The organism is Lancefieldella parvula, from assembly GCF_963530955.1.
GTDB lineage: Bacteria > Actinomycetota > Coriobacteriia > Coriobacteriales > Atopobiaceae > Lancefieldella > Lancefieldella parvula_A.
Genome location: NZ_CAUSFQ010000005.1, coordinates 11,983 through 35,529 on the forward strand (window position 1 = coordinate 11,983; position 23,547 = coordinate 35,529).

Below are 23,547 nucleotides of genomic sequence, written 5' to 3' on the forward strand. Positions count from 1 at the left end.
GAGGAGAAACCCATGGCAGAGGAAAAGAGTCCCTCAGTTTTGGGCAAGGTCGGTAAAGACCTTCTAAAGGCGTTTAACACTGGTGTTTCGTACTTTATTCCTATTGTCGTAGTTGGCGGAGTCTTCTTGGCATTCTCGCTTGCTACGGGAACTGCAGGAAAAGACGGTATTGAAGTCACCAATCCTTTGATGCAGAGCCTTAACCTTATTGGTATGGCTGGCATCAAGATGATGATTCCTGTCCTTGCTGCTTACATTGCCTATTCTTTGGGCGGAAAGCCTGCTCTGGCACCTGGTTTTGTCCTTGGTTACCTGGCAAGCAATCCTGTCCCTGTAGGCGAGGTCCAGGTTTCTACTGGCTTCCTGGGTGCAATGGTCCTTGGCGTTGCTGCCGGCTATCTTGTCCAGTGGATGAAGAGCTGGAAGGTTAATAACACCATTCGCACCATCATGCCAATTCTGATTATCCCAAGTTTGTCTTCCCTGGCTCTTGGTATGCTCTACATCTATGTTTTGGCAGCTCCACTTGGTGCATTCATGGACTGGCTGACCAGCCTGCTTTCAAGCCTTCAGGGCGGCTCCGCAGTTGTACTTGGCATTGTAATTGGCCTCATGACTGCATTTGACATGGGTGGCCCAGTTAACAAGACTGCTTCTACCTTCACCATGGCCCTTATGACCGCAGGTATCTATGGTCCTAACGGCGCATTCCGTGTTGCAGTTGCTATTCCTCCACTGGTCTGCGGTGTTGCATCCCTTATTGCTCGCAGCAAGTTTGACGACACTGATAGGCAGATGGGTATCTCTGCAGTCTTCATGGGACTCATTGGTATTACTGAGGGCGCAATCCCCTTTGCTGTTAAAGATCTTGCACACACCCTGCCTGCAATCATGATTGGCTCTGCAGTTGGTGCTGGCCTTGCTGCTTGGCACGGCATTGAGTGCTTTGTTCCTCACGGTGGCATGATTGTTGCTGCAGCTACAAACAACATTGCTCTCTACACCCTTGATATGGCAATTGGCGTTGCAGTAGGTGTTGCAATCCTTGTTCTTACCAAGCCAAAGCTTGAGGACAACAAGTAATACACGGCGAGAAACGCATGTACTTTTTGGTTTTAGACCTTAAAAATTGAAGTTAAAAGGAGAGGGGCGTAGGGATTCAACCCCCACGCCCTTCTTATTACCAAGAAACACTCTTGGGAAGGGGTAATTATGGAAAAGCTACCAATCAAAAAAGCTGTTGAAGGGTTGCTTAAGCTTCAAGACACAGGAAGGTCCGCCACGCTTCTAGGAATTGGACCAATGTCACCCAACCTGCTCCAGGCAGCTTTTGAACTTGGTAGAGACTGCGATTTTCCTCTGATGTTTATTGCATCTCGAAATCAGGTTGATCTTGATGAACTTGGTGGAGGATACGTAAATTCTTGGGATCAGAAGCGTTTCTCGGAAGATATTGCTGAAGCAGCTCAGAAGGTTGGCTTTGACGGACTGTATTACCTCTGTCGCGACCACGGTGGTCCTTGGCAGCGCGACGAGGAGCGCAACGCTCACCTTCCAGAAGATGAGGCTATGGAGCTTGCCAAGAAGTCTTATCTTGCCGACATGCTTAACGGTTTTGATCTGCTGATGATTGATCCAACTAAGGATCCTTTTGAGATTGGCAAGGTTATTCCGCTTGATGTGGTTCTTCGCCGTACAGTTGATTTGATTGAGTGGTGCGAGAAGGAACGTGTTTCTCGCGGTCTTCCTGAGATTGGCTATGAGGTTGGTACCGAGGAAACAAATGGTGGCTTGACCTCTACCGACAAGTATCATACCTTCATTGAGCAGCTTAAGAGTGAGCTGACCGCAAAAGGACTGCCTATGCCAACCTTTATTGTTGGACAGACAGGAACGCTTACGCGTCTTACTGAGCAGGTTGGACATTACGATTTTGAGGCTGCCATTAGCCTTGCTGAGATGGCCAAGAGCTACGGTGTTGGCCTCAAGGAGCACAACGCGGACTACCTTGATGACGTAACGCTGCTGGAGCACACTCCTGCAAATGTAACCGCTTCAAACGTAGCTCCACAGTACGGAACAGAGGAGACTCGCGCATATTTGAAGCTTTGCGATGTAGAGGATCTTCTGGTTAAAGAAGGTCTCCTGAAGGCAGACGAGGTCTCTGGCTTGAGAAACACCCTGTTGGTCAAGGCAATTGAGACTGAGCGTTGGCGCAAGTGGATGGTGGGTGACCAGGTCAATCTGACTGTTGAGCAGATTCTTGCTGATCACAAACTGTCTCTGGATATTCTTGATATTTCCGGTCACTACGCATTCAATGATGACGAGGTCAAGGCAGCAACTGAGCATCTCTACAAGAACCTTGCTCAGTTCAATATTGATGGCCAGCGCTTTGTTGTTGACCACATTAAGCGTCCACTTCGCCAGTACGTTGAGTGCTACAGGCTTGAGGGAGTTACTACGCGCATTCGTAAGGCACTGACAGAGTAAGTCCGCGCGCTTACAGGCGCAGCGTCTTACCGTTGCAACTTCCTTGCTGCCAGATTTTGGACAGATATCTGACAAACCTAAGAGGTCGAAGGCTTTTTGCTTTCGACCTCTTTTCTTGTGCGATGTATCATAGAGAACAATAATTACAAAAACGATGCTAAGGAGCGGCATGGCTGAAAACGACGAGCGCAAAGATGGAGTTTCTCCCCAGCTTGATATGCTCTCAACTGAGCTGCTTGGGGATGCATTTGACCTGCTTGCAGATGGTCAATCACTTAACGTTTTGCTTGTGGTTGAAGATGCGTCAGGCACCGTTGCAAGTTATGAGTTCTCTGACGACGGTCCAGAAGAGCTGCTTGAGGGTGCTCATAAGCGCGTGCTTGACCTGGTCAAACAGAAGGGCGATAAAGAAGCAGGACTTGAAGAGCCTGTCCGCTATGCGCTTGTATACGAGGGAGCCATCCAGCTGCTCAAAGAGGGCGGTTACGAGGATGCCGTGCTCCTTGAGTTTGGCGAGAAGGGCTACAAGAGTTTCTCGGCATATTCTTTGGTTCACGGAAAAGGCCAAGGCGACCAGTTTGTGTGGTCTGATCCAGCGCCAGCGGGAGAGCTTGAGCCGCTTCTGTAATGAAAAAGCTGCGTTCATTGAAATTTCTGGGCGCTCTAGGCACGTAATTGCACTAAAGTTCTAAAGCTGATAAAAATTGGACCTGAACTATTCAAGTCTAAGCACATACCTTCGAGAGATAGAGCTTATGCGTCAAGACAACATCAGAAATATTGCTATCATCGCCCACGTTGACCACGGTAAAACCACCATGGTTGACCAGATGCTCAAGGCAACCGATGCATTCCGCGAGAACCAGCAGGTTCAAGAAAGAATTCTGGACTCCAATGATCAGGAGCGTGAGCGCGGAATTACCATTCTGGCAAAGAACATCTCTATTGAGTACAAGGGCGTCAAGATTAACGTTATTGATACCCCTGGCCACGCTGACTTCGGTGGCGAGGTAGAACGCGTTTTGAAGATGGCTGACGGTGCGCTTCTGCTGGTTGACGCAGCTGAGGGCCCTATGCCACAGACTCGCTTTGTTCTGCGCCACGCCATTGACGCAGGTCTTTCTATCATGATGGTTGTTAACAAGATTGACCGCGACGGTGCTCGTCCAGAGGCTGTTGTTAACGATTCTCTTGATCTTATGATGGATCTTGGCGCAACCGATGAGCAGCTTGAGTTCACCATGGAGCACGTTGTCTTTGCTTCTGGCGTTAACGGCTACGCTCGCCTTGATCCAAATGATGACAATGACAACATGTTCCCTCTTCTCGATATGATTATCGATGGACTTCCAGCTCCAGATGTTGATATTGATGGACCTCTTGCTATGCAGTGCGTCACCATCGATCACTCTGATTACCTGGGCCGTATTGGTATTGGTCGTGTGTATTCCGGAACCGTTCATACCGGTGACAAGATTCTTGTTGTCAAAAACGATGGCTCCCGCGCTATGAGCCAGGTCAAGCAGCTGTTTACCTTTGACTACCTGGGTCGCAAGGAGTGCGATGAGGTTGACGCAGGTGATATTGCGGCAATCGTTGGTGTTGATAAAACTGACATTGGTGATGTTTACACCGATCCAGAAAATCCTGTTGAGCTTGATCCAATTGAGATTGACCCACCAACCCTTTCCATTATTTTTGAGCCTTCTACCTCACCACTTGTTGGTCGTGAGGGAGACATTGTTGGCGGCCGTCAGCTCAAAGAGCGTCTGATGACAGAGCGTGAGAATAACGTCACCATGCGCATTGAGGAGCTTCCTGATAAGACCGGTATTGAGGTTTCTGGCCGTGGTATTCTTCACCTCTCCGTTCTTATGGAGAGCATGCGCCGCGAGGGATTTGAATTCCAGGTTGGTCGTCCTCGCGTTCTGTTCAAGAAAGACGCTCAGGGCCACACACTTGAGCCTATTGAGCAGGCCGTTGTTGAGTGCAACCCAGAGTATGCCGGTAAAGTTATTGAAGTCTTTGGTAACGTTGGTGGCACCATGTCCATCATGGACACCGGCGAGACTCAGACGCACCTTGAGTTCAAGATTCCAACCCGTGGCATCATGGGCCTCAAGACGCGCGTCATGAACGTCACCCACGGAGACGCAGTCTTCTACCACACCTTCCTCGAGTACGGTCCTTTTGCAGGCGATATTGGTAGCCGCCAGAATGGCGCCATGATTTCTATGTCTACCGAGAAGGCCGTTGCGTACGCACTTGGTACGCTTCAGGAGCGCGGTCAGCTCTTTGTTGCTCCAGGTGTTGAGTGCTACGAGGGCATGCTGGTTGGCGAGCGTTCAAGGCCAGGCGACATGGTTGTTAACATTGCACGCACCAAGTCTTTGGGCAACCAGAGGTCTTCAACTGCAGATATTTCAGTTCAGCTGACTCCTCCACGCCTGTTTACGCTGGAAGAGGCTCTGGAGTACATCATGGACGACGAGCTTGTTGAAATCACGCCACAAAACATCCGCATGCGTAAGCGTATTCTTTCCGAGACTGAGCGCCGTAAGTGGGCAGTCCGTAACGGCATGGTCAAGAAGTAACAGCGTCGTTTACAGATAACTAATCTGGCGAGAAAAACTTGCAGTCGCAAGGGTTTCTCGCCAGATTTGTTTTAGGTGAAAGTTTAAATAAAGTGCAGGTAAATGGCATGTGGAAGCGATGCAAAAATGACCAAAATCGCCAAAACCGCCCCAAACCGCCCCAAACCGTTCAAAGACCGTCCGATTGCGGCGGTTTATCTACTTTGACGGAGTGTTCTGCTCAGGCTGCTTACCAGGCTTTTGTGTTTTGTGACGAAGTTTGTTGACGCTGCGCATGACGTGGGGCGTGAGGTCAACGTCTGCAGGTGAAAGCACGTTGTATTTGAGCGACCAGCGCCTGAGGCCAACGGTAACCACAACGCAGACAATAGCCGCCCAAATTTTGGTGACGCCTGCATAAGAAACAAGTGCCCAATAGGAGGTAGTGCCAGCAACAGCGCAAAATGCATAGAGATTGCTTCGTTGGAAAATACGAGGTATATCGCCAAGAAATACATCGCGAAGCATACCGCCACCAACGCCCGTAATGCTTCCCATCAGAATGACCGAGAAAGGAAGCAGGTGATATACCAGGGCTTTATCGGTACCAACGACAGCAAAGAGGCCAACGGAAATAATGTCGGTCCACTCAAGCATGCGAGGGAATCTATCAAGCGGCTCAGGGAACATAAACAGCAAGACAGCGGTAAAAACGGCAGCCGGAATGGCGTAGGGCGAGTTGAGCATATAGACGCCACCTTCTTGCATCATGACGTCCCTGATAAGCCCGCCGCCCAGACCACCCAAAAGACCAAGACCCACAAAGCCCACAAGGTCTAAGTGACGATCTCTTGCAACCAAGATTCCCGAGATTGCACCAACAATTACCGTTAGAAGGTCTAGCCAGTAGGGGATGCTCACAGAAATTGCATCTGTGCCATACGGCGAGAAAAACGGTGGCATCCATACCTCCTACTGGTGTTTTTGTTTTTATTAGTATGACAATACTACACAAGTATTAAAAATACACAGAACTTCTCGCCCTATATTGGTGAGAAATCCGCTATACTGTCCCGTGCGGTTTTATATGGAGAGTTGTCCGAGTGGCCGAAGGAGCACGATTGGAAATCGTGTAGGCGTCTAAAGCGTCTCCAGGGTTCAAATCCCTGACTCTCCGCCAGAATTTCCACGGCGCCTACGGGCGCCGTTTCACCCTTCGGAGGGGTGGCAGAGTGGTTGAATGCGGCGGTCTCGAAAACCGTTTACCCCTTCTAGGGGTACGAGGGTTCGAATCCCTCCTCCTCCGCCATTTAACATTTTTATTTGATTAATTGTTACCAATAAAGATATATTTATTTTTCGATTTTATATAGAATGTTTAGGCTTAGTAATTCGATGTCATCTTTTTTGACACGAGGGGAGAGTTAAATGGCTGTTTCAGCAGATGAGTTGAATGGCTACAGGCGCGATCGCTACTTTGCACGCTCCTGGGCACTTCTGACTTTGGAAAAGGGTTGGTGGAAGCCTGTTCTTATTATGGCTCTGTTTGGTCTTATTCCAGTTGTCGGAATTCTTGCACTTGTTGGCTATGCACTTGAGACTGCACGCGTAACTGCATGGGGCATCAATGCTGGTCCAAAGCAGAAAGACCTTAAGTTTGGTACCTACATTGTTACCGGCTTCAAGGCAGCTGTAATTGCACTTGCATTTGGTCTGGCATACAGCATTGCTACTGGAATTCTTTCTTTCATTCCAGTTATCAATCTGATTCTTATCCCAGTCTTTATCGTTGCAGCATTTGTTTATCCACTGTTCATCAATGTTGTTCAGGTCCGCGCATCAGTTTATGGTCGCATCTCTGCTGGTTTTGCTTTTAAGAACATCTTTGAGATGATTAAGCATGACATGGGTGGCCTGTTCCGTATCTTTGGTATGGGCATTGTGCTTGGCATTGTTACCTCAATCATTATGGGTATCATCGGCGGTAGCGCTGCAATTAGCATGATTGTTAACATTGGTACTCAGGCTTTAACCATTGCAAGAACTCAGAACGTTACCGACCAGAGTCAGCTTGGTCTTATCATGATTGCTCTGCTTGCACGCGGCTTCATTCAGATGGGACCAATTTTCCTGGTTATTGTCTATATTGGTCACGTTGTTGGTCTTATCGTTATGCTTCTTATGCAGAACGCAATTGCTCTTTGGATGCGTCAGTTCAACGTTGCCGCATGGGGACAGAGCAACGATCCACTGCCACCATTCATTAATGATCCTCGCGATGGTGCAGCCGCTGTTTATTCAGCTCCAGCACCAGTTGCTCCAACTGCACCAGCAGCAACCGCTGCTCCTGCAGTAGCACCTGTTGCCGTTCCTGTTGCAGCACCAGTAGCAACCCCAGCACCAGCAGCCCCTGCAGCACCTGCAGCTCCTGCTGCTCCTGCAGCACCTGCAGCACCTGCAGCACCTGCAGCACCTGCAGCTCCTGCTGCTGCTCCAGCTGAGCCTGTTGCGGCTCCAGTAGCACCTGCTGCACCAGTGGCTCCTGTCGCTCCAGCTGCACCTGTTGCTCCTGCGGCACCTGCTGCACCAGTGGCTCCTGTTGCTCCAGCTGCACCTGCAGCACCTGCAGCACCTGTTGCTCCTGCGGCTCCTGCGGCACCAGTCGCACCTGTTGCGCCAGCAGCACCTGTAGCTCCAGAGGTTCCTGTCGCTCCCGCAGCTCCAGAGCCTGCACCTGCTTCAACTGTTGTTGTTGAGCCAATTATCCCAACAACTCCAGAGACTCCTGAGGCACCAGCTGCTCCAGCAGACGCACCAACTCAGAATCCTGAGGGACCTGCAGCTCAGTAAAGTAGAGCACATATAAAAGAGACGGCCATCATGCAGATTGTGTGATGGTCGTTTTTCTTTTTCAATCCCATGTTTTTAAAATTGCGCGAGTGACCATGCCTTGGAAAGATTCGCGTCAGATAGTTGCAAGATTAGAGGCAAATAAGCAACAAATTGCCAATTTAAGCTTTATATGTGGACTGCATGTGAGAAAGTTTGTGGGTCAGTTTCGTATTTGAGCATTTATGTGGTATGATGCTTGGTCGAACTTTCCTGCTTCGGGTGCACCTTCACTTCCCGAAGCCATTAGCCCAGAGGAGGTGACAATATGAAGGCCTATGAACTGCTGTTTTTTGTTGACCCAGCTTCCACCGAGGAAGTCCGCGCTGGTGTAATGAAGCGTATTGACGTTGCTATCACCACTGACGGCGGAGTAGTCGACAGCGTCGAGGATTGGGGTAAGCGTAAGCTTGCTTTTGAGATCGACGATCTTACCGAGGGTGACTATACCCTCATCAATTTCCATGCAGATCCAACGCAGATTGCAGAGCTCGATCGAGTCCTGCGAATCAATGATGCTGTTAAGCGTCACATGATCGTGCGTCGAGTCGATAAGGACTAAGTCCTTGTAATGGAAAAGTGGAATTATTCCACGATGAGAGGTAGTGAGATTTATGAGTATTAACAGGGTTAACATTTCGGGCAACCTGACCCGTGACCCGGAGCTTCGCTCCACAGCAGGCGGTACCCAGATTCTATCCTTCGGCGTTGCGGTTAACGATCGTCGCAGGAACCAGCAGACTGGTGAGTGGGAAGATGTTCCTAACTTCGTAGACTGCGTAGTATTTGGTCAGCGTGCTGAAGCACTTTCCCGCTTCCTCTCCAAGGGTTCGAAGGTTGCTATTGAAGGCAAGCTTCGTTTCAGCTCCTGGGAGACGAAGGAAGGACAGCGTCGCAGCAAGCTTGAGGTTGTTGTCGATGAGGTCGAGTTCCTTTCTAGGAATCAGCAGGGTGGAGCCCCTATGTCACAGGGCGCACCATCTTATGCAGCTCCAACTCCACAGGCACCCGCTCCCGTTCCGGCTCCGCCAGACGAGGAGTTCTACGATGCTGATATTCCGTTTTAAACGTCAGACAGCAACACAGACGTTACTGTCATCTGAAAGGTAAAAGACATGGCTCAGCAGAAACAAGATTTCCAGCGCCAGCCGCGTCGCAAGTATTGCCAGTTCTGCAAGGAGGAGACTGAGTTCATCGATTACAAAGATACTCAGCTTCTTCGTAAGTACATGACCGACCGTGGCAAGATTAAGCCTCGTCGCGTCACTGGCACCTGCACGCAGCACCAGCACGACATTGCACTTGCTATCAAGCGCGCACGCGAGATGGCACTTCTGCCCTACACTGTCCCTGTGGTTTCCAGCCGCGGTGGCCGTAGTCGCGGATAACCTATCTGTTCTTTAGGTAGAGTTGGTTAGCAATGGATAGACCGGATTCAAATATTCCTCAGGCACCTGAAGGGTATTCTCGCCCAGAGAGTAGCTCGCAGAATGCTGCCGGTCCAAGCAACCAAAACGGAGGCAAACCGCGTCCGTTTGAGGCTCCAACATACAAGCAAGGATTTGTACTTTGCGTTGTTGGTGGAGTAATTACCGGGCTCCTTTCTTTTATTGGAGCTGCTTTGGTTGCGTATGGCATGGTAATTGCTGTCTATTGCAAAAAAGGGCACGGATGGTTTGGTCCCGCTATTACTTCTGTACTTGTTACAGGTGTAGCAGCTTATTTGCTCTCGGGACCAACGGAAGCGGCAACTTCAGTTACCGCTTGCGCACTTGCTCTTGGAGTTGGCTACGCTTTTGCAACAGAGAAACTCACTGTTGGTGTTGGATCTCTTCTTGTAGGGGCAACGGCTTTAGCACTTCTGGGATACGATGCATTCTTTGCCGCGATGGCAGGAACAAGTCTTCCCGAGCTTGCTCAGAGCGTGTTTAATCAATACGCTTCGCAGGTCTCAGGTGCTTCTCCAGAGATCCAAGAGGGTCTTTCAACTGCAAAGGCGCTCTTTATGCTCTTTTGGCCAACCAGCTATACCGGCATGGCGCTTTTATATTTTGTAATTGCGCGTTTTGGAGCTCGAACAGTGTATAAAGCACTGACAAGAGACCCACAGAAATTGCCACAGTTCCAGCTGATGGACGTTCCATTTTGGATGTGTGCTCTTACCGTGGCCAACTTGTTTGTGTATGCACTTTCAAGTACCGTTTTGCCTGCTCAAGACTTACTTCAGCTAATTACGCTGAACGTATTTATGGCTCTTAGGGTTGTTTTTGCTCTTCAGGGCCTTGCAGTGCTCACATGGTTTGTGCGCGAGAAGCACTTCTCGCCAGCACTTTCTCTGTCACTGTTTGTATTGGCAGGCATGCTAGAAGTTCAGTTAGGCGTTATGGCTCTCGTAGGACTTATTGATGCCTGGGCAAACTTCCGAAAGCTTAATCGCTCAGGAAGCCAGGATTCAGAGCCTACGATAAACAACAACTAGTCGATACCATCGACTCATCAAAGGAGTTTCCCATGAAAGTTATTCTCTTGGGCGAGCTTCGCGGTAAGGGCGGCGAAGGCGACATCGTAGAGGTCGCACAGGGTTATGCGGAGAACTTCCTGTTCCCCAACAAGATTGCCCAGCCTGCTACACCGGGTAACATCAAGCAGCTTGAGGAGCGTCGTCACAATATCGCTAAGCGCGAAGAGCAGCGTATTGCTGACGCAAATGCTACCAAGGCAGCTCTTGATGGCAAGCTCGTAACTGTTGACGCTCGCATCGGCGAGGAGGGCCAGCTCTTTGGCTCTGTCACCACCGCTCAGATTGCTGATGCAATCGAGGCACAGCTCAACGTCACCGTTGATCGTAAGCGCATTGCTCGTAGCGCTGCTATCAAGACCGCTGGTCGCCACAATGTCACCATTGAGCTTTATCGTGACATTACCGCTACCGTCGTTGTTCTTGTTGGCGAGGACGATGCTGCTCCTGCAGAGGAGGAGGCCGAGGAGGTTGTCGCTGAGGCAATCGCCGAGGTTGAGGTTGAGTCCGCAGAGTAGTTTTATGCATGCATAAAACACAGTTCTCCTGCATTTTTTGGTGGTTTATACAATTTCTGCAGTTTTCTACAGATTTGTAAGCTTTTATAAAAAGCGCAGCCATCTGAAAAGAATGGAATGTTTGTTCGAACCACCCCTTTGTGAAACATAACAAAGGGGTGGTCTTTTTATGTGTAGACGAAACGGTATAATTTCTTACACTCTACCTGCGGTTATTCAAAATGTTATGTAAAACATATTCACTTAACCTGCGGAATTGTAATTTGATTTGTATAACCGCAGATAAGCAATTGTGTAGAAAATACCACGTGTCGAAAAAAGTCTAAAAATTGTTGAAAACGTTGAAAACTCAAGGAAATCCCGCTCAGGGTATACGAGTTTTGGAAAATCGTGTTGAAGACTTATATTTTCGAGTTTTGCAAGCCAAAATGACTCTTTATTTTTTTGAAAAGTACACTACTATTCAGATTCATTCCCAAAAAATATGATTGGAAAAGACGATGGCACAAGACTCGTTTGAGATGAATCCTACGCAATTAACGGCCCTAGAGAACGCCTCTATGCCACAAGATTCTGATGCCGAGTTTTCCATTCTTTCCGCAATGATTCTCTCAGAAGAGATTAGAGGAGAATGCCTCATTAGGCTTTCTTCCGAGGATTTTTATATTCCTTCTAATCAAATCATTTTCGAGGCTATTAAGTCGCTGTTTGATAACAACAAACCAGTAGACGTCATTTCGCTTGCAGACCACCTTAAGAGTAACGGTAAGTTTGAACGTGCTGGCGGAGCTGTCCGTTTAGCAGAGCTTGGCAACAACCCACTAGCTATGGTTGGTTGGGAAAACCATGCCAACATGCTGCACCGTGATACTACGCTCAGAAAGATGATTAGCGCCTCTGCAAAGATTTCTGCCCTTGCTTACAATGCTCCAGAAGACACAAAGCAAGTTGTTGACCAGGCAGAAAAGCTTATTTTTGATGTAACTAACAGGGATGTTCAGCAGTCTGAGCAGGGCATTGAAGACATCATGACCGATCTCTTTGATGAGCTTCAGCAAAATGCTGGAAAAGATGCGGCAGAGCTGGGTGTCCAAACTGGATTTGCAACCCTTGATAACCTTTTCCAAGGTCTTCGTCCTGGTCAGATGGTTGTTATTGGTGCTCGTCCTGGTGTTGGTAAGACTTCTTTCGCACTCAGCATGGCTTATAACGCTGCAGTATCTGGTGCAACTGTTGCGCTCTTCTCGCTTGAGATGAGCAAGATTGAGATTGCTCAGAGGCTTTTGGCTTCTGAGTCAAAGGTTGATTTGCAGACCATCCGCTCTTCCAACATCAGAAATGAGCAGTGGCCTACCCTTCTGGAGGCAGCAGAGCGCATTTCTCGCCTTAAAATCATCGTTGACGATACTCCAGGCACAACAGTCACAGAAATTCGCGCAAAAGCCCGCAGAATGCTTAATAAGGCTGAGAAGGGCGTCATTATCATCGACTACCTTCAGCTACTTTCTCCACCAGCCGAGAAGGGTCGTGCAGACAGTCGTGCAACCGAGGTTTCTGAGATGTCTCGTGGCATTAAGATTATGGCTAAAGACCTTAAAGCGCCCGTTATTGCACTTTCTCAGCTCAACCGTACGCTTGAAAACAGAAATGGCAAGCGCCCACAGCTTTCTGACCTGCGTGAGTCCGGCGCTATCGAGCAGGACGCAGATATTGTTTTGCTGCTTGACCGTTCACTGAGCGATGAAGAAGCCGCGCGTGAAGATCGTCCTGATAAAGACGTTACTAACATCATTGTTGCAAAGAACCGTGCAGGAGCTTTGCGGGATGTTCCTGTCATGTTTATGCCAACTTCTACCAAGTTTGTTGAGCTTTACCAGGGAAATAACTACTCAGAAAGCGAAGCCGCTCAGTACGCCGCAATGGCAAACCCTGCACACTAATCGTTTCTTATGTGTGACAAAACCTTCGCGCTTCTGTGCTTTTGCCAGCGGTATTAGATATACTTATGAAGCAACCCCTAAAGAGGTTGCAACCGTCATGTAATGGTCGTGTTTGTAGATAGCTGCGATAGGGGAGAACTTATGCCAGCTTCCGTACTTGTTGGTGCTCAGTGGGGAGACGAGGGTAAGGGTAAGGTTACCGACCTCATTTCCGGAGATTTTGACGTTGTTTGCCGTTACGCAGGTGGTGCAAATGCAGGCCACACGGTAATTGCTGGAGACACAAAGCTTGCACTTCACCAGGTTCCATCTGGCGTTATGTATGAGAATACCTATCCAGTTATTGGCAATGGCTGCATTGTTGACCCAGAGGTTCTTCTCGGCGAGATTGACATGCTGGAGAGCAAGGGTATTTCCTGCGACCTGCTTAAGATTTCCGGCAACGCCCACATTGTTATGCCTTATCACAAAGATCTTGATGGCGTACACGAGAAAAAGCTGGGCAAGAATCTTATTGGTACCACCAAGCGCGGTGTCGGCCCAACGTATATGGACAAGATGAACCGCACTGGCCTGCGTATTCAGGACATGCTTGATGAGAAGATCTTCCGCAAGAAGCTTGAAGCTGCACTTGAGTATACCAATCCAATCTTGAGTCTTGTGTATGGTCTTCCAACCTATACCGTTGACCAGATTTGCGAGACCTACCTACCTTATGCAGATCGCATTCGTCCTTACATTGTTGAGTCTTCTCTCTTCCTCAACGAAGAGCTTGAGGCTGGTAAGAACATTCTCTTCGAGGGTGCTCAGGCAACCATGCTTGATATTGACCACGGCACCTATCCATTTGTCACCTCTTCTAACTGCACCGCTGGTGGTGCAGTTACCGGTTCTGGAGTTGGCCCAACCAACATTGACCGTGTCCTGGGTATTGCAAAGGCATACCTCACACGCGTTGGTTCTGGTCCATTCCCAACAGAGCTCTTTGACGAGACCGGCGATCTTCTCGGCGAAGTTGGCCATGAGTATGGCGTTACTACCGGTCGTAAGCGCCGCTGCGGTTGGTATGACGCAGTAGTTGTTAACTACGCGGCTCGTATCAATGGCCTCACTGACCTGGCAATTACCAAGCTTGACGTTCTTGGCTGCCTGGATGAGATTAAGGTATGCGTTGCTTATGAGTGCGACGGCAAGATTTACAAGACCGTCCCAGAGCACCAGAGCGTCTTCTATCACGCAAAGCCTGTGTACGAGACTCTTCCTGGTTGGAAGTGCGACATCTCTAACGTTCGTAACTTCTACCAGCTACCTCGTGAGGCTAAGGACTACATTGACTTCCTGGAGCAACTTGCTGGTGTACGCGTTTCTATCATCACCGTTGGTCCAGATCGTGAGCAGACAATCGACCGCTACTGGAGGTAACCCGTGGCGTCTTCGGACTGCTCGACTTTTGCAATAGTTTGCGATAACCCCTGTGGGCTTGAAGCTTCCCAGCTTGAAGCCCTGGGGGTTTCTGTAATACCTGGAGCTCTGAGTTCAGATGCTGACCAGGTAGGCGAGTTTTACCGAGGCATTTTTGAGTCAGGAACTCAAAAGATCCTCTCGCTCCATGTGTATTCAGATTTTTCTGACTCGCTTCTTACAGCAAAAAAGGCTTGTCAGAACAATCCTGATATTTCAAGCTCAATTTGCCTGGTAGATAGCGGAAATATGCCCACTGCTATGGGAATCATGCTTGAGCGCTTAAGTGTGGCAAGAAAGTCTGGAGCTTCATTTGAAGCTGCTTGTGCGTATGCGCAAGAGCTTGCTGAGGTAGTTGCCACAATGTATATCGCAATGAATAAGGTCGCGCTGCATAAAAGCAAGGACAAGCACCCCAGGCTTTCGTTGCGACTTCGACTTGAGCGTTTGCATAGGCGCATTTCAAACGACATGTATTTGTATCGTTTGGTTGGCGGAAAATGTACAGAGGTTGCACGTTCCTCAGATTTTACCGATCTAGCAGCAAGAATTTCTCGCCTTATGAGCGCGTGTTTTGTAAAGCGCGGCGAGCTCAAATATGTAGTGATTTCAAGTGGCGAGAAACGCATAGAAAAGCATCTCAAAAAGCCACTTAAAACTAATGAATATGATGCAGAATGTATTGCAGAAAGACTTGTTTCTCCCGAGTTTAAGAAGAGCCTGGGAGAAGGCTCTGTTGGCGTTGCTTGTATCCCAAAGGCGTTGTATCAGAAGGCTGGAGTACTTATGAATGACACCGTTGATATTTTATTGCTCGGCGCAGGTGGTCGTGAGCACGCTCTTTTAACTAAGCTGCAAGAATCGCCTCGTGCAGGAAAAATTTACGTTGCTCCAGGTAATGGCGGTATGGCTACCCAGGCAGAGATTGCTCCTATTGATCAAAATAACCCTGATGAGGTTGTTTCTTTTGCCAAGGAAAAAGGCATTGGCCTGGTAGTTATTGGCCCTGAGGCTCCTCTTGTTGTGGGCGTTGCAGATGCCGTCCGTCAGGCTGGTATTGCATGCTTTGGTCCTAACCAAAATGCAGCGCAGATGGAGGGTTCAAAGGCGTTTGCCAAGGACGTTATGGAGCGAGCAAACGTTCCAACTGCTGCATGGAAGTCTTTCACAGACCAGGCGTCTTGTGAGGCGTATGTTCGCCACATCGGTGCACCTGTTGTTGTTAAGGCAGACGGTCTTGCTGCAGGTAAGGGTGTTATTGTTGCAACTGAGCTTGAGCAGGCCCTCGAAGGCGTCCGCGAGTGTTTCTCGGGTCACTTTGGCGATGCAGGAGCAACCGTTGTTGTCGAGGAGTTCCTTGAGGGACCAGAGTGCTCACTACTTGCGTTGACTGATGGAACGTACGTTGTTCCGTTGGCAACAGCCCAGGATCACAAGCGCGCTTATGACGATGATAAGGGACCTAACACCGGTGGCATGGGCGTCTATTCTCCTGTTCCGTTTGTGACTGATGAAGAACTTTCCCAGATGATTGCCATTGAGCAGCGCGTTGTTGACCAGCTCAAAAAAGAGGGTATCAACTATTCTGGCTGCCTTTATGGTGGATTTATGCTGACCAAAGATGGCCCTAAGGTTCTTGAATTTAACGCTCGCTTTGGTGATCCAGAGACTCAGGTTGTACTGCCTCGCCTTGAGGGAGACTTAGTTTCAATTTTGATGGCTTGTGACAACGGCACCCTCCGTCACCAGCAGGTTTTCTGGTCTGATACAGTTGCTGTTTCTGTTGTTCTGGCAAGCGCTGGATATCCAGGCTCTTACGAGAAGGGCAAGGAGATTACCGGCATCGAGGCTGCTCAGCAGCTTGAGGGCGTTTCTGTTTATCACGCCGGAACTGCTCAGACCGAGGACGGAAAGATTGTCACAGCAGGCGGCCGCGTGCTCAACGTCACTGCGCTTGCACCAACCTTTGAGGAAGCTCGCGCTCGTGCATATGAGGCTTGTGACCTTATTAACTTTGAAGGCAAGCAGCTCAGGCACGATATTGGACTTAAGGCTCTTCAAGGTCGTCCAGAAAAATAGTTAGGTTAGCGCTTATGGCAAATCAAAATGACGAGAAAACCAACGTACAGGATGGTGCTTGGACCAGCGATCAAAGCGGTTCTCAGTTTAGTGATGTGTTTGATGATATGCAGTCTGCTGAGCCAGAGATTCTTGATGCTGGCATGCAGGTAACTCCAGAGGTGTTTGATTCCGCTCGCAATGATTTGCACTCGGCAGTTGATTCGCTTACCTATGATGGAGAGCGTGTTGCTGTGGGCGATGCTGCCTACCATCATTCTGGGGAGCCACAAAAGCGCAGTTTTGTTGCAGGTACAGAGGATGCGCGTGATGCCTCTCTAGAAGAGAAGCCACTCTCTGAAGATACCGTTTGGGTTGGTCGCATTTTTGACGTGAATCGTCTGCGTGTCTCTCTTCCTGATGGACGCACTGCTCTTCGTGATGTTGTGCGTCATCCCGGTGCTGTGGCTATCGTTGCATTGACTGATGAGGGTAGAATTTGTCTGGTTCGTCAGTACCGAACTGCGCTTGGTCGCGTAACAGTTGAGCTACCTGCAGGAAAGCTTGATCCAGGCGAGGATCCTCTTGATTGTGCTCATCGTGAGTTGCTGGAAGAGACCGGAATGAAGGCGGGAAAGATGGCTTTTCTCACCACTACCGCCACTTCTGATGGATTTACTGACGAGCTCATTCACCTTTATATGGCAACTGAGTTGACCTTTGAGGGATCAGACCCAGATGCCGACGAATTTATTAACGTGGATCTTGTTCCACTATCTGAGCTGGTAGATGCTGTTCTCGATGGCAAAATCGAGGACGCAAAGACTATCATTGGAGCTCTTATCTGCGATTCAATTTCACACCGATTGCCTATGGAGTAATTACGCATGCTTGATCGTCCTTCTCGCCCTGTACCTGGTAGTTCTTTGACTTCAGCCTCTAGCAGAAACGGCTTTAGAAACTCTGGAAACAACACCTCTGGCAAACACCGCAAATCGCTGTTTGCCAGTTTTCTTTCTTATTATGCTCCGCAAAAGCATCTGTTTATTCTGGACACTATCTGCGCCATCATTTTGGCTTGCATTGAGCTGGCGTTCCCTCAAATTCTGCGATCGCTCACAAAGGGACTGTTTGTGCAGGGTAAAGATGCCATTCTTGGCAGCTTAGTGTTCATTGCCGTTGGCCTTGTGGTTATGTACTTTGTCCACTTTCTGTGTCGCTACTTTGTCATTAGCTGGGGACACATCATGGGCGCGCGCATGGAAAGCAAGATGCGAGAAGACCTGTTTGACGCCTACGAGCGCATGAGTTTCTCGTATTATGATCGCCACAAGACGGGTGACCTGATGAGTCGCCTGGTATCCGACTTGTTTGATATTTCTGAGACGGCGCATCATGGCCCTGAGTACCTGATTATTGTCTTGCTTGAGATTGCCGGATCTTTTGTCATTCTGGCTTTTATTAACGTACCCCTTACGCTGGTGCTTGCTGGAATTGCTGCGGTGTTGGTAGTGTTCAATTTCTTTGCCAACATGCACATGCGCGGCATTTTTAAAGAGAACCGCATGCGCATTTCCGACGTAAATACCCAGCTAGAAGACTCACTTTCTGGTATTCGCGTGGTTAAGGGCTTTGCGGCGGAAGATCACGAGCGTAAGAAATTTAGAGCAAGCAACTCGGCATACTTAGACTCCAAGGCCAATATGTACCAGGCTATGGGCAGGTACCAAGCTGCAATTTCAGGCATGATGGGTGTTTTGAACACTGTTGTGTTGGTTTTGGGCGGCTGGATGATTGCTCAGGGTCAGATGCAAGCCATTGACCTGGCTACGTATGCACTCTACATCTCGCTGTTTACCACGCCAATCATGAACATTCTGAACTTTACCGAGACATTCCAGAAGGGTCTTGCCGGCTTTAAACGATTCACAGAGATTCTTGAAACGCAGCCGGACATTCAAGATGCACCAGATGCCCGGGACATTCAAATTACCGCGGGTGAGATTATCTACCAGGATGTTCATTTTGCTTACAACAATGCTGAAGAGGTTATCGACGGCCTGAACCTTCATATTGAGAGTGGAAAAACTGTTGCACTGGTTGGACCTTCTGGTGGAGGTAAGTCAACTACCTGCGCTTTATTGCCACGATTCTATGACGTCACAAGTGGCAGCATCACCATTGACGGGCAGGATATTCGCTCCGTTACGCAGCATAGTTTGCGCTCGGCAATTGGCATGGTCCAGCAAGACGTGTACCTCTTTGACGGCACTATCGCGGAGAACATTGCATACGGCTGCCCTGAAGCTTCTGCAGAAGACATTGCGCTGGCAGCAAAGCGTGCAAACATCGCCGAGTTCATTGAGTCGCTGCCAGATGGATATGACACGCAGGTAGGACAGCGTGGAACTAGACTTTCTGGCGGACAGAAGCAGCGCATTTCCATTGCGCGTGTGTTCCTGAAGAATCCGCCGTTGCTCATTTTGGATGAGGCTACTTCCGCTCTGGATAACGAGTCCGAGCGCGCGGTCCAGGAGTCCCTTTCCGAGCTGGCAAAGAACAGAACTACGCTGGTCATTGCCCACCGACTCTCGACTATTATGGGTGCTGATGAAATTATCACCATCAATCACGGTCGTGCAGTTGAGCGTGGAACCCATGATGAGCTGCTAGAAAAAGGCGGAATCTACGCTCATTACTATCAAATGCAGTTTGGTGGTGCGCCAAACCTCGCAAGGCGGTAAAATAGAGCATTAAGTGCTTTGCGAACTGTGGTTTGCAGCAGCAATCGTTCTTCTCGCGATGCGCTTAACTGCAGGTTTGCGGTTTGTAACTTGCGGTTTGCGACTTGCAGCTTGTAAACCGACGGGTGGAACTAAAGAGCAAAAGTCAACGCATCGCACGCTTTTAAGTGTGTTTATGCAGGTTGAATGAGAGAGCTACATGGCTAAAGATGATGCAGAACGTTCACGCTTCGCGCGCCGCCAGAGGGGCGCGCTTGATGCTGACGCAGCTGAAGAGTTGTTTACCAAGGTAGACGAGACGGGTCATCCTAACGAGGAGCGCGCAGCCCTAGAGCGTGCTCGCAGGCAGGGTGGAGCTGTGGCAGTGGACGTTGATCCCCTCTCAGGATCTGACCCTTCGGGCTCAAATATCGAGAAGGTCATTACAAAGACGGCAGTCCTATTTGTTTTGGTTTTCCTGGTAATCGTAGTTCTGATGCAGGTCTCTTGTGGTGTTATTCGTCGAGCTAACACAGCAAATCTAACTGAATCAGTTACGGTGCGATCTGTTGCATCTGCATTGCGTGGCGGAGTCGAGTGGGGTAATGGATTTACGCAGTTCCCCGAGGATTTCTCGGTTCAGGAAGCTGACGAGAACACTGGTCGCGTTGAGGTAACAGTTACCGATACGACCTCAAAAGACGTGCTTGAATGCTATGCGGGATCCAGTGTCCAGGCTCAGGCATTTGCTATTAACGCGCTGCTCAACCCACGAATCAATACCGTTGTCTATCACGTCAGTGTTCACAGAAATGACCAAGGCGAGCTTCAGAAATCTCAGCTCTTTGGATTCCTTAAACCTGGCGGAGATGCAACACCTATCTTTACCTTTACGTTCTCAAAGACGCAGTCTTCTGATGGAGTAAATATCACCATGGTCATTACTGGTGCAAACGATACCATTCAAAAAGAATTGCGTGACCAGATTGCAACCTCATTTACGCCAGTTCGCGTGCTTGGCGGTATTGTTGGCGGAGACCCCTCAACAAAGAAGAACACCACAACTGGAACAACAGGAACCACTGGTACCACTAACAGCACAGGTACAAGCGACAGTTCTTCAGGCACTAAGTAGTCTACGTACCTGCAAGCAACAAAGCAAAAGAGCAAAAGAGCCACTGAAGTCAGCGGCTCTTTTGCTTGTGCTGCTGGAAGTGACTTATCGGGAGGTTGGCACGCCTCAAAATGGTGACGCGGCGAATGATTTTGCACGTTAATTTGACCGAAAGTTATGAAATCGATGTTTCCAAGACGATTTTGGCCCCAGAAAGGTAAAAAATCCGTTTAGTTGGAGGTTTTAGTCTTTATGCATAGCGATTTTGAGCGATTTTGAGTGAGTAACGCGTCGCTTGGTAAACGCCAACTGGTCTTTTAGTAATATCAAATATTTAAGTAATTCCCTTGATTTCCAACTAAACAGCTTTTTTACCTTTTTCGCTATGTTTTGAGGCTCAATGTTTGTTTGATAAAAAATGAAACGAATAAAGGACTAGGAAAATGCATTTTCATGCATAACGATAACCGCTGGCATAAAAAAGATGCCCACTCTATGTGAGTGGGCATCTATGGCAAAGAATCATGTTTGATTTTGCTGAAACGTAAAGTTTTACATTAGCAGCGCAGCTTGCGCGAGCTTTTACTCCTGCAGAAGCTGGGCAATTAGGCCAAGCTTTGTCTCAAACGAAACACCACGAAGCTCAAAGTTTGGCTGATCGCGAGTAATTTCCATGGACTCGCAGACAAACTCACCAGCAAACTCAACTGCGTCAGCGATTTCTTGACCGCACATAACTGCAGCTAAAAGCGCAGAAGCAAACAGATCGCCAGTTCCGTGCAGCATGTAGGGGAGAAGCTCGGAAACAATCTCACCGCGCTCGGACTCGGTAGCAACAAAGTTGCGAATAAGGCCATCGCCGCGAACAATACCCTTAAGAACAACACACTTTGCGCCCATCGCAAGCAGCGCATCAAGCAGCTCATCTACCTGCTCATCAGTCAAATCCTGACCAGCGTATGGAATGCCCGTCAGAATTGAAGCCTCAGTAAGATTTGGTGTCAAAATATCTGCGCCATTTACCAGGGACTTCATTGCGTCACAAAGCTCCTGCGTATAGGTTGGGTACATCTTGCCGCCATCGCCCATAACTGGGTCAACCACGCGAAGTGCCTTTGGATGCTCCTGGTACAAGCGCTGAATGCTTGCAACCTGCTCTGCTGCACCAAGGAAGCCAGAATAAATGGCATCCAGGTCAATGCCCTCTTCCTGCCATGCATCAAGGTAGTCCTCAAGCATGTTGGTGGTGTCGTGCATGTAGAACGTAGGGAACTTGGTGTGTGCCGAGAAAAGCGACGTAGGCACGGGGCAAACGTCACATCCTGCTGCAGAAAGCACCGGAATAGCTACGCCCAGCGAGCATTTTCCGTATCCGCAGAGGTCATGCACTGCGGCGATGCGAGGGATGTACGAGCCTTCTCGCTGGTACAGAACAGAGTTGGTTTCATTCATTACAGTTTCCTTTCACGTGGACTGATGGACCAACGTTCAAGAAAATCATACTCTATACTGTGAGGTGGATATTTGACGTATCCACCTATTTTAAGAGACGTAACAAAGGAGCAGAGATGGCAGATCAGCCTGTTGTCGGTATCATCATGGGATCTAAGAGCGACCTTGCAACTATGGAGGGATGCACCGCCGAGCTCGAGCGCCTTGGCGTTCCATACGAGCTGGTTATCGCGTCTGCACACCGCACTCCAGACAAGGTTCACCAGTGGGCCGAGACCGCCGCTGACCGTGGCCTCAAGGTAATCATCGCAGCTGCAGGAAAGGCCGCTCACCTGGGCGGAGTTGTTGCTGCATTTACTCCACTGCCTGTCGTTGGCGTTCCAATGAAGACCTCTGATCTCGGCGGTATGGACTCCCTGCTTTCCATGGTCCAGATGCCATCCGGCGTGCCCGTTGCCTGCGTTGCCATTAACGGCGCCAAAAACGCAGCTATTTACGCTACTCAGATTCTTGGCGCATCTCTTCCAGAGTATCGCGAGAAGATCGTCCAGCTCAAAGCCGAGATGGCTGACGCATAAGCTAACGCGTACCGCACGCACGTAGTCCGCAAATAGAACTTGCATGCATGCGTACCTGCATCCGCAATCGCACATGAGACCCGCGCTTCAGGAGATTTGAGGCGCGGGTTTTGCATACCGCAAAATGTGATTATGCGATGACTTCATAAGATGTACAGAGATTTTTGTTTCGTGCATAGCTAAACTTTTAAAGGGTATGACAAAGGAATGACAAAGAGTACCTTCAGAAGGGAAGTGCATGGAATCAAAAAACGGCAAGCATTTTGCTTCATTCGCCGCTGACGATCAGACGGCTGGAAATACTCACACCTCAAAAACATCCGTCGAGATAGTTTCTATGAAAAATTCCGCGTCTTCAAAAAAAGAGGGAAACAAAAAAACCTCTCCTAAAAAGTCTGGCGAGAAACCCGCTAAGAAGAAAGGTTTTGCCTATATTCTTTCCACACTCTTGCTGGTAGTTGGCATTGGCCTCTTGGTTGTTGCTGGTGTTATGTTTGGCAAAACCCAGCTTGAATACCACGAGCAAGACGTCATCAACGAAGAGCTTGCTACATACGCAACAGTTTCCGAGAAAAAAGACGAGGCTCCAGTTATTGATTGGGCTGGTCTTCAGGCAGTAAACAACCAGGTTGTCGGCTGGATTCAGATTCCAGATACGCAAGTCAACTATCCTGTGTATCAGACTACAGACAACGATCACTACCTGCACACAAACGCAAAGGGTGAGTGGTCAATCGGTGGTCAGATTTTTATGGACTACCAGAACAATCCAAACGGCCTTACTGATCAGCAAACCATTCTCTATGGTCACCATATGAGAAACGGCTCCATGTTCCAGTACATTGGAGCAATGAATGACCAATCTACCTTCGATAAGGTTGAGACCATCTGGTACGTCACACCTACTCAGACATATGAGCTTGAGCCGGTATTTACCTATCACACCGACGAAGACGATGAGGAAGTCAGGCAGTTTAACTTCGGCTCTGTTGATGAGTTCAGGTCTTACTTGAAAGATAGGCTTTCTAGGGCAGTAAGCTCGCGTTCTGATGCAGCAGATGTTATTTCTCGCGCTGATCATGTTCTTACGCTCTTTACCTGTAACTACACTGATCAGTACGGCAGGACTATGCTTATCTGTGTTCCAAAAGCCGAGGCTCAGCCAAAGGCCCAGTAGTCGGCATGCTGACGGTTCAGAAAGAGCATTGGACACAGTTAGAAGCTGTTAGT

Annotated in this window: 20 protein-coding genes and 2 tRNA genes; 20 read left to right on the forward strand and 2 right to left on the reverse strand. The window is 49.0% G+C overall.

What is annotated here, in order from left to right; all coding sequences use genetic code 11:
* Window positions 1-12 precede the first annotated feature (12 nt).
* From RWJ43_RS01015 to typA, 4 genes are all read left to right on the forward strand, one after another.
* Window positions 13-1,083, forward strand: a complete 1,071-nt coding sequence (locus RWJ43_RS01015; protein ID WP_311408900.1) for a PTS fructose transporter subunit IIC — start codon at window positions 13-15, stop codon at window positions 1,081-1,083.
* A gap of 129 nt (window positions 1,084-1,212) precedes the next feature.
* On the forward strand, window positions 1,213-2,493 hold the full coding sequence (locus RWJ43_RS01020; RefSeq protein WP_314006794.1) for a class II D-tagatose-bisphosphate aldolase non-catalytic subunit: 1,281 nt from the start codon (window positions 1,213-1,215) through the stop codon (window positions 2,491-2,493).
* A 169-nt stretch (window positions 2,494-2,662) separates the two neighbouring features.
* On the forward strand, window positions 2,663-3,121 hold the full coding sequence (locus RWJ43_RS01025; RefSeq protein WP_314006796.1) for a hypothetical protein: 459 nt from the start codon (window positions 2,663-2,665) through the stop codon (window positions 3,119-3,121).
* Between the two features lie 127 nt (window positions 3,122-3,248).
* Window positions 3,249-5,087: a translational GTPase TypA gene (gene typA / locus RWJ43_RS01030; protein ID WP_314006798.1), complete on the forward strand. Its 1,839-nt coding sequence runs from the start codon at window positions 3,249-3,251 to the stop codon at window positions 5,085-5,087.
* A 198-nt stretch (window positions 5,088-5,285) separates the two neighbouring features.
* Here typA and RWJ43_RS01035 read toward each other — a convergent pair whose 3' ends face one another.
* Window positions 5,286-6,029, reverse strand: coding sequence for a TRIC cation channel family protein (locus RWJ43_RS01035; RefSeq protein WP_314006800.1), 744 nt, complete (start codon window positions 6,027-6,029; stop codon window positions 5,286-5,288).
* Window positions 6,030-6,155: 126 nt separating this feature from the next.
* Between RWJ43_RS01035 and RWJ43_RS01040 the strand changes: the two genes are divergently transcribed.
* The 14 genes from RWJ43_RS01040 (at window position 6,156) to RWJ43_RS01105 (ending at window position 20,308) form a co-directional block, all read left to right on the forward strand.
* Window positions 6,156-6,246, forward strand: a tRNA-Ser gene (locus RWJ43_RS01040).
* 38 nt (window positions 6,247-6,284) lie between these two features.
* Window positions 6,285-6,375, forward strand: a tRNA-Ser gene (locus tag RWJ43_RS01045).
* Window positions 6,376-6,494: 119 nt separating this feature from the next.
* Window positions 6,495-7,916 (forward strand): DUF4013 domain-containing protein, encoded by a 1,422-nt coding sequence (locus RWJ43_RS01050; protein WP_314006802.1) that lies wholly within the window; start codon window positions 6,495-6,497, stop codon window positions 7,914-7,916.
* Window positions 7,917-8,223: 307 nt separating this feature from the next.
* On the forward strand, window positions 8,224-8,517 hold the full coding sequence (gene rpsF / locus RWJ43_RS01055) for a 30S ribosomal protein S6 (RefSeq protein WP_035427103.1): 294 nt from the start codon (window positions 8,224-8,226) through the stop codon (window positions 8,515-8,517).
* 52 nt (window positions 8,518-8,569) lie between these two features.
* Window positions 8,570-9,022, forward strand: coding sequence for a single-stranded DNA-binding protein (locus RWJ43_RS01060; RefSeq protein WP_035427101.1), 453 nt, complete (start codon window positions 8,570-8,572; stop codon window positions 9,020-9,022).
* 48 nt (window positions 9,023-9,070) lie between these two features.
* Window positions 9,071-9,343: a 30S ribosomal protein S18 gene (gene rpsR / locus RWJ43_RS01065; protein ID WP_012808120.1), complete on the forward strand. Its 273-nt coding sequence runs from the start codon at window positions 9,071-9,073 to the stop codon at window positions 9,341-9,343.
* A gap of 32 nt (window positions 9,344-9,375) precedes the next feature.
* Complete coding sequence (locus tag RWJ43_RS01070; protein ID WP_314006804.1) at window positions 9,376-10,434, forward strand: DUF2232 domain-containing protein; 1,059 nt, start codon at window positions 9,376-9,378, stop codon at window positions 10,432-10,434.
* 32 nt (window positions 10,435-10,466) lie between these two features.
* On the forward strand, window positions 10,467-10,991 hold the full coding sequence (rplI, locus tag RWJ43_RS01075; protein ID WP_314006806.1) for a 50S ribosomal protein L9: 525 nt from the start codon (window positions 10,467-10,469) through the stop codon (window positions 10,989-10,991).
* 500 nt (window positions 10,992-11,491) lie between these two features.
* On the forward strand, window positions 11,492-12,931 hold the full coding sequence (gene dnaB / locus RWJ43_RS01080; RefSeq protein WP_314006808.1) for a replicative DNA helicase: 1,440 nt from the start codon (window positions 11,492-11,494) through the stop codon (window positions 12,929-12,931).
* A gap of 141 nt (window positions 12,932-13,072) precedes the next feature.
* Window positions 13,073-14,353, forward strand: a complete 1,281-nt coding sequence (locus RWJ43_RS01085; protein ID WP_314006810.1) for an adenylosuccinate synthase — start codon at window positions 13,073-13,075, stop codon at window positions 14,351-14,353.
* Between the two features lie 3 nt (window positions 14,354-14,356).
* On the forward strand, window positions 14,357-16,471 hold the full coding sequence (gene purD, locus RWJ43_RS01090; RefSeq protein ID WP_314006812.1) for a phosphoribosylamine--glycine ligase: 2,115 nt from the start codon (window positions 14,357-14,359) through the stop codon (window positions 16,469-16,471).
* Window positions 16,472-16,485: 14 nt separating this feature from the next.
* Complete coding sequence (locus tag RWJ43_RS01095; protein WP_314006814.1) at window positions 16,486-17,331, forward strand: NUDIX hydrolase; 846 nt, start codon at window positions 16,486-16,488, stop codon at window positions 17,329-17,331.
* Between the two features lie 6 nt (window positions 17,332-17,337).
* Window positions 17,338-19,194, forward strand: coding sequence for an ABC transporter ATP-binding protein (locus RWJ43_RS01100; RefSeq protein ID WP_314006815.1), 1,857 nt, complete (start codon window positions 17,338-17,340; stop codon window positions 19,192-19,194).
* Between the two features lie 199 nt (window positions 19,195-19,393).
* On the forward strand, window positions 19,394-20,308 hold the full coding sequence (locus tag RWJ43_RS01105) for a hypothetical protein (RefSeq protein WP_314006817.1): 915 nt from the start codon (window positions 19,394-19,396) through the stop codon (window positions 20,306-20,308).
* 561 nt (window positions 20,309-20,869) lie between these two features.
* Here the strand turns inward: RWJ43_RS01105 and RWJ43_RS01110 are convergent.
* Window positions 20,870-21,739, reverse strand: a complete 870-nt coding sequence (locus tag RWJ43_RS01110; RefSeq protein WP_314006819.1) for a pyridoxamine kinase — start codon at window positions 21,737-21,739, stop codon at window positions 20,870-20,872.
* 116 nt (window positions 21,740-21,855) lie between these two features.
* Here RWJ43_RS01110 and purE point away from each other — a divergent pair, with 116 nt between their 5' ends.
* The gene (gene purE, locus RWJ43_RS01115) at window positions 21,856-22,317 is read left to right on the forward strand and encodes a 5-(carboxyamino)imidazole ribonucleotide mutase (protein ID WP_035428223.1); all 462 of its coding nucleotides are present in this window, start codon (window positions 21,856-21,858) and stop codon (window positions 22,315-22,317) included.
* A 238-nt stretch (window positions 22,318-22,555) separates the two neighbouring features.
* A complete protein-coding gene (srtB, locus tag RWJ43_RS01120; protein ID WP_035428222.1) occupies window positions 22,556-23,494 on the forward strand; it encodes a class B sortase in 939 nt (312 codons plus the stop codon).
* Window positions 23,495-23,547: the final 53 nt, after the last annotated feature.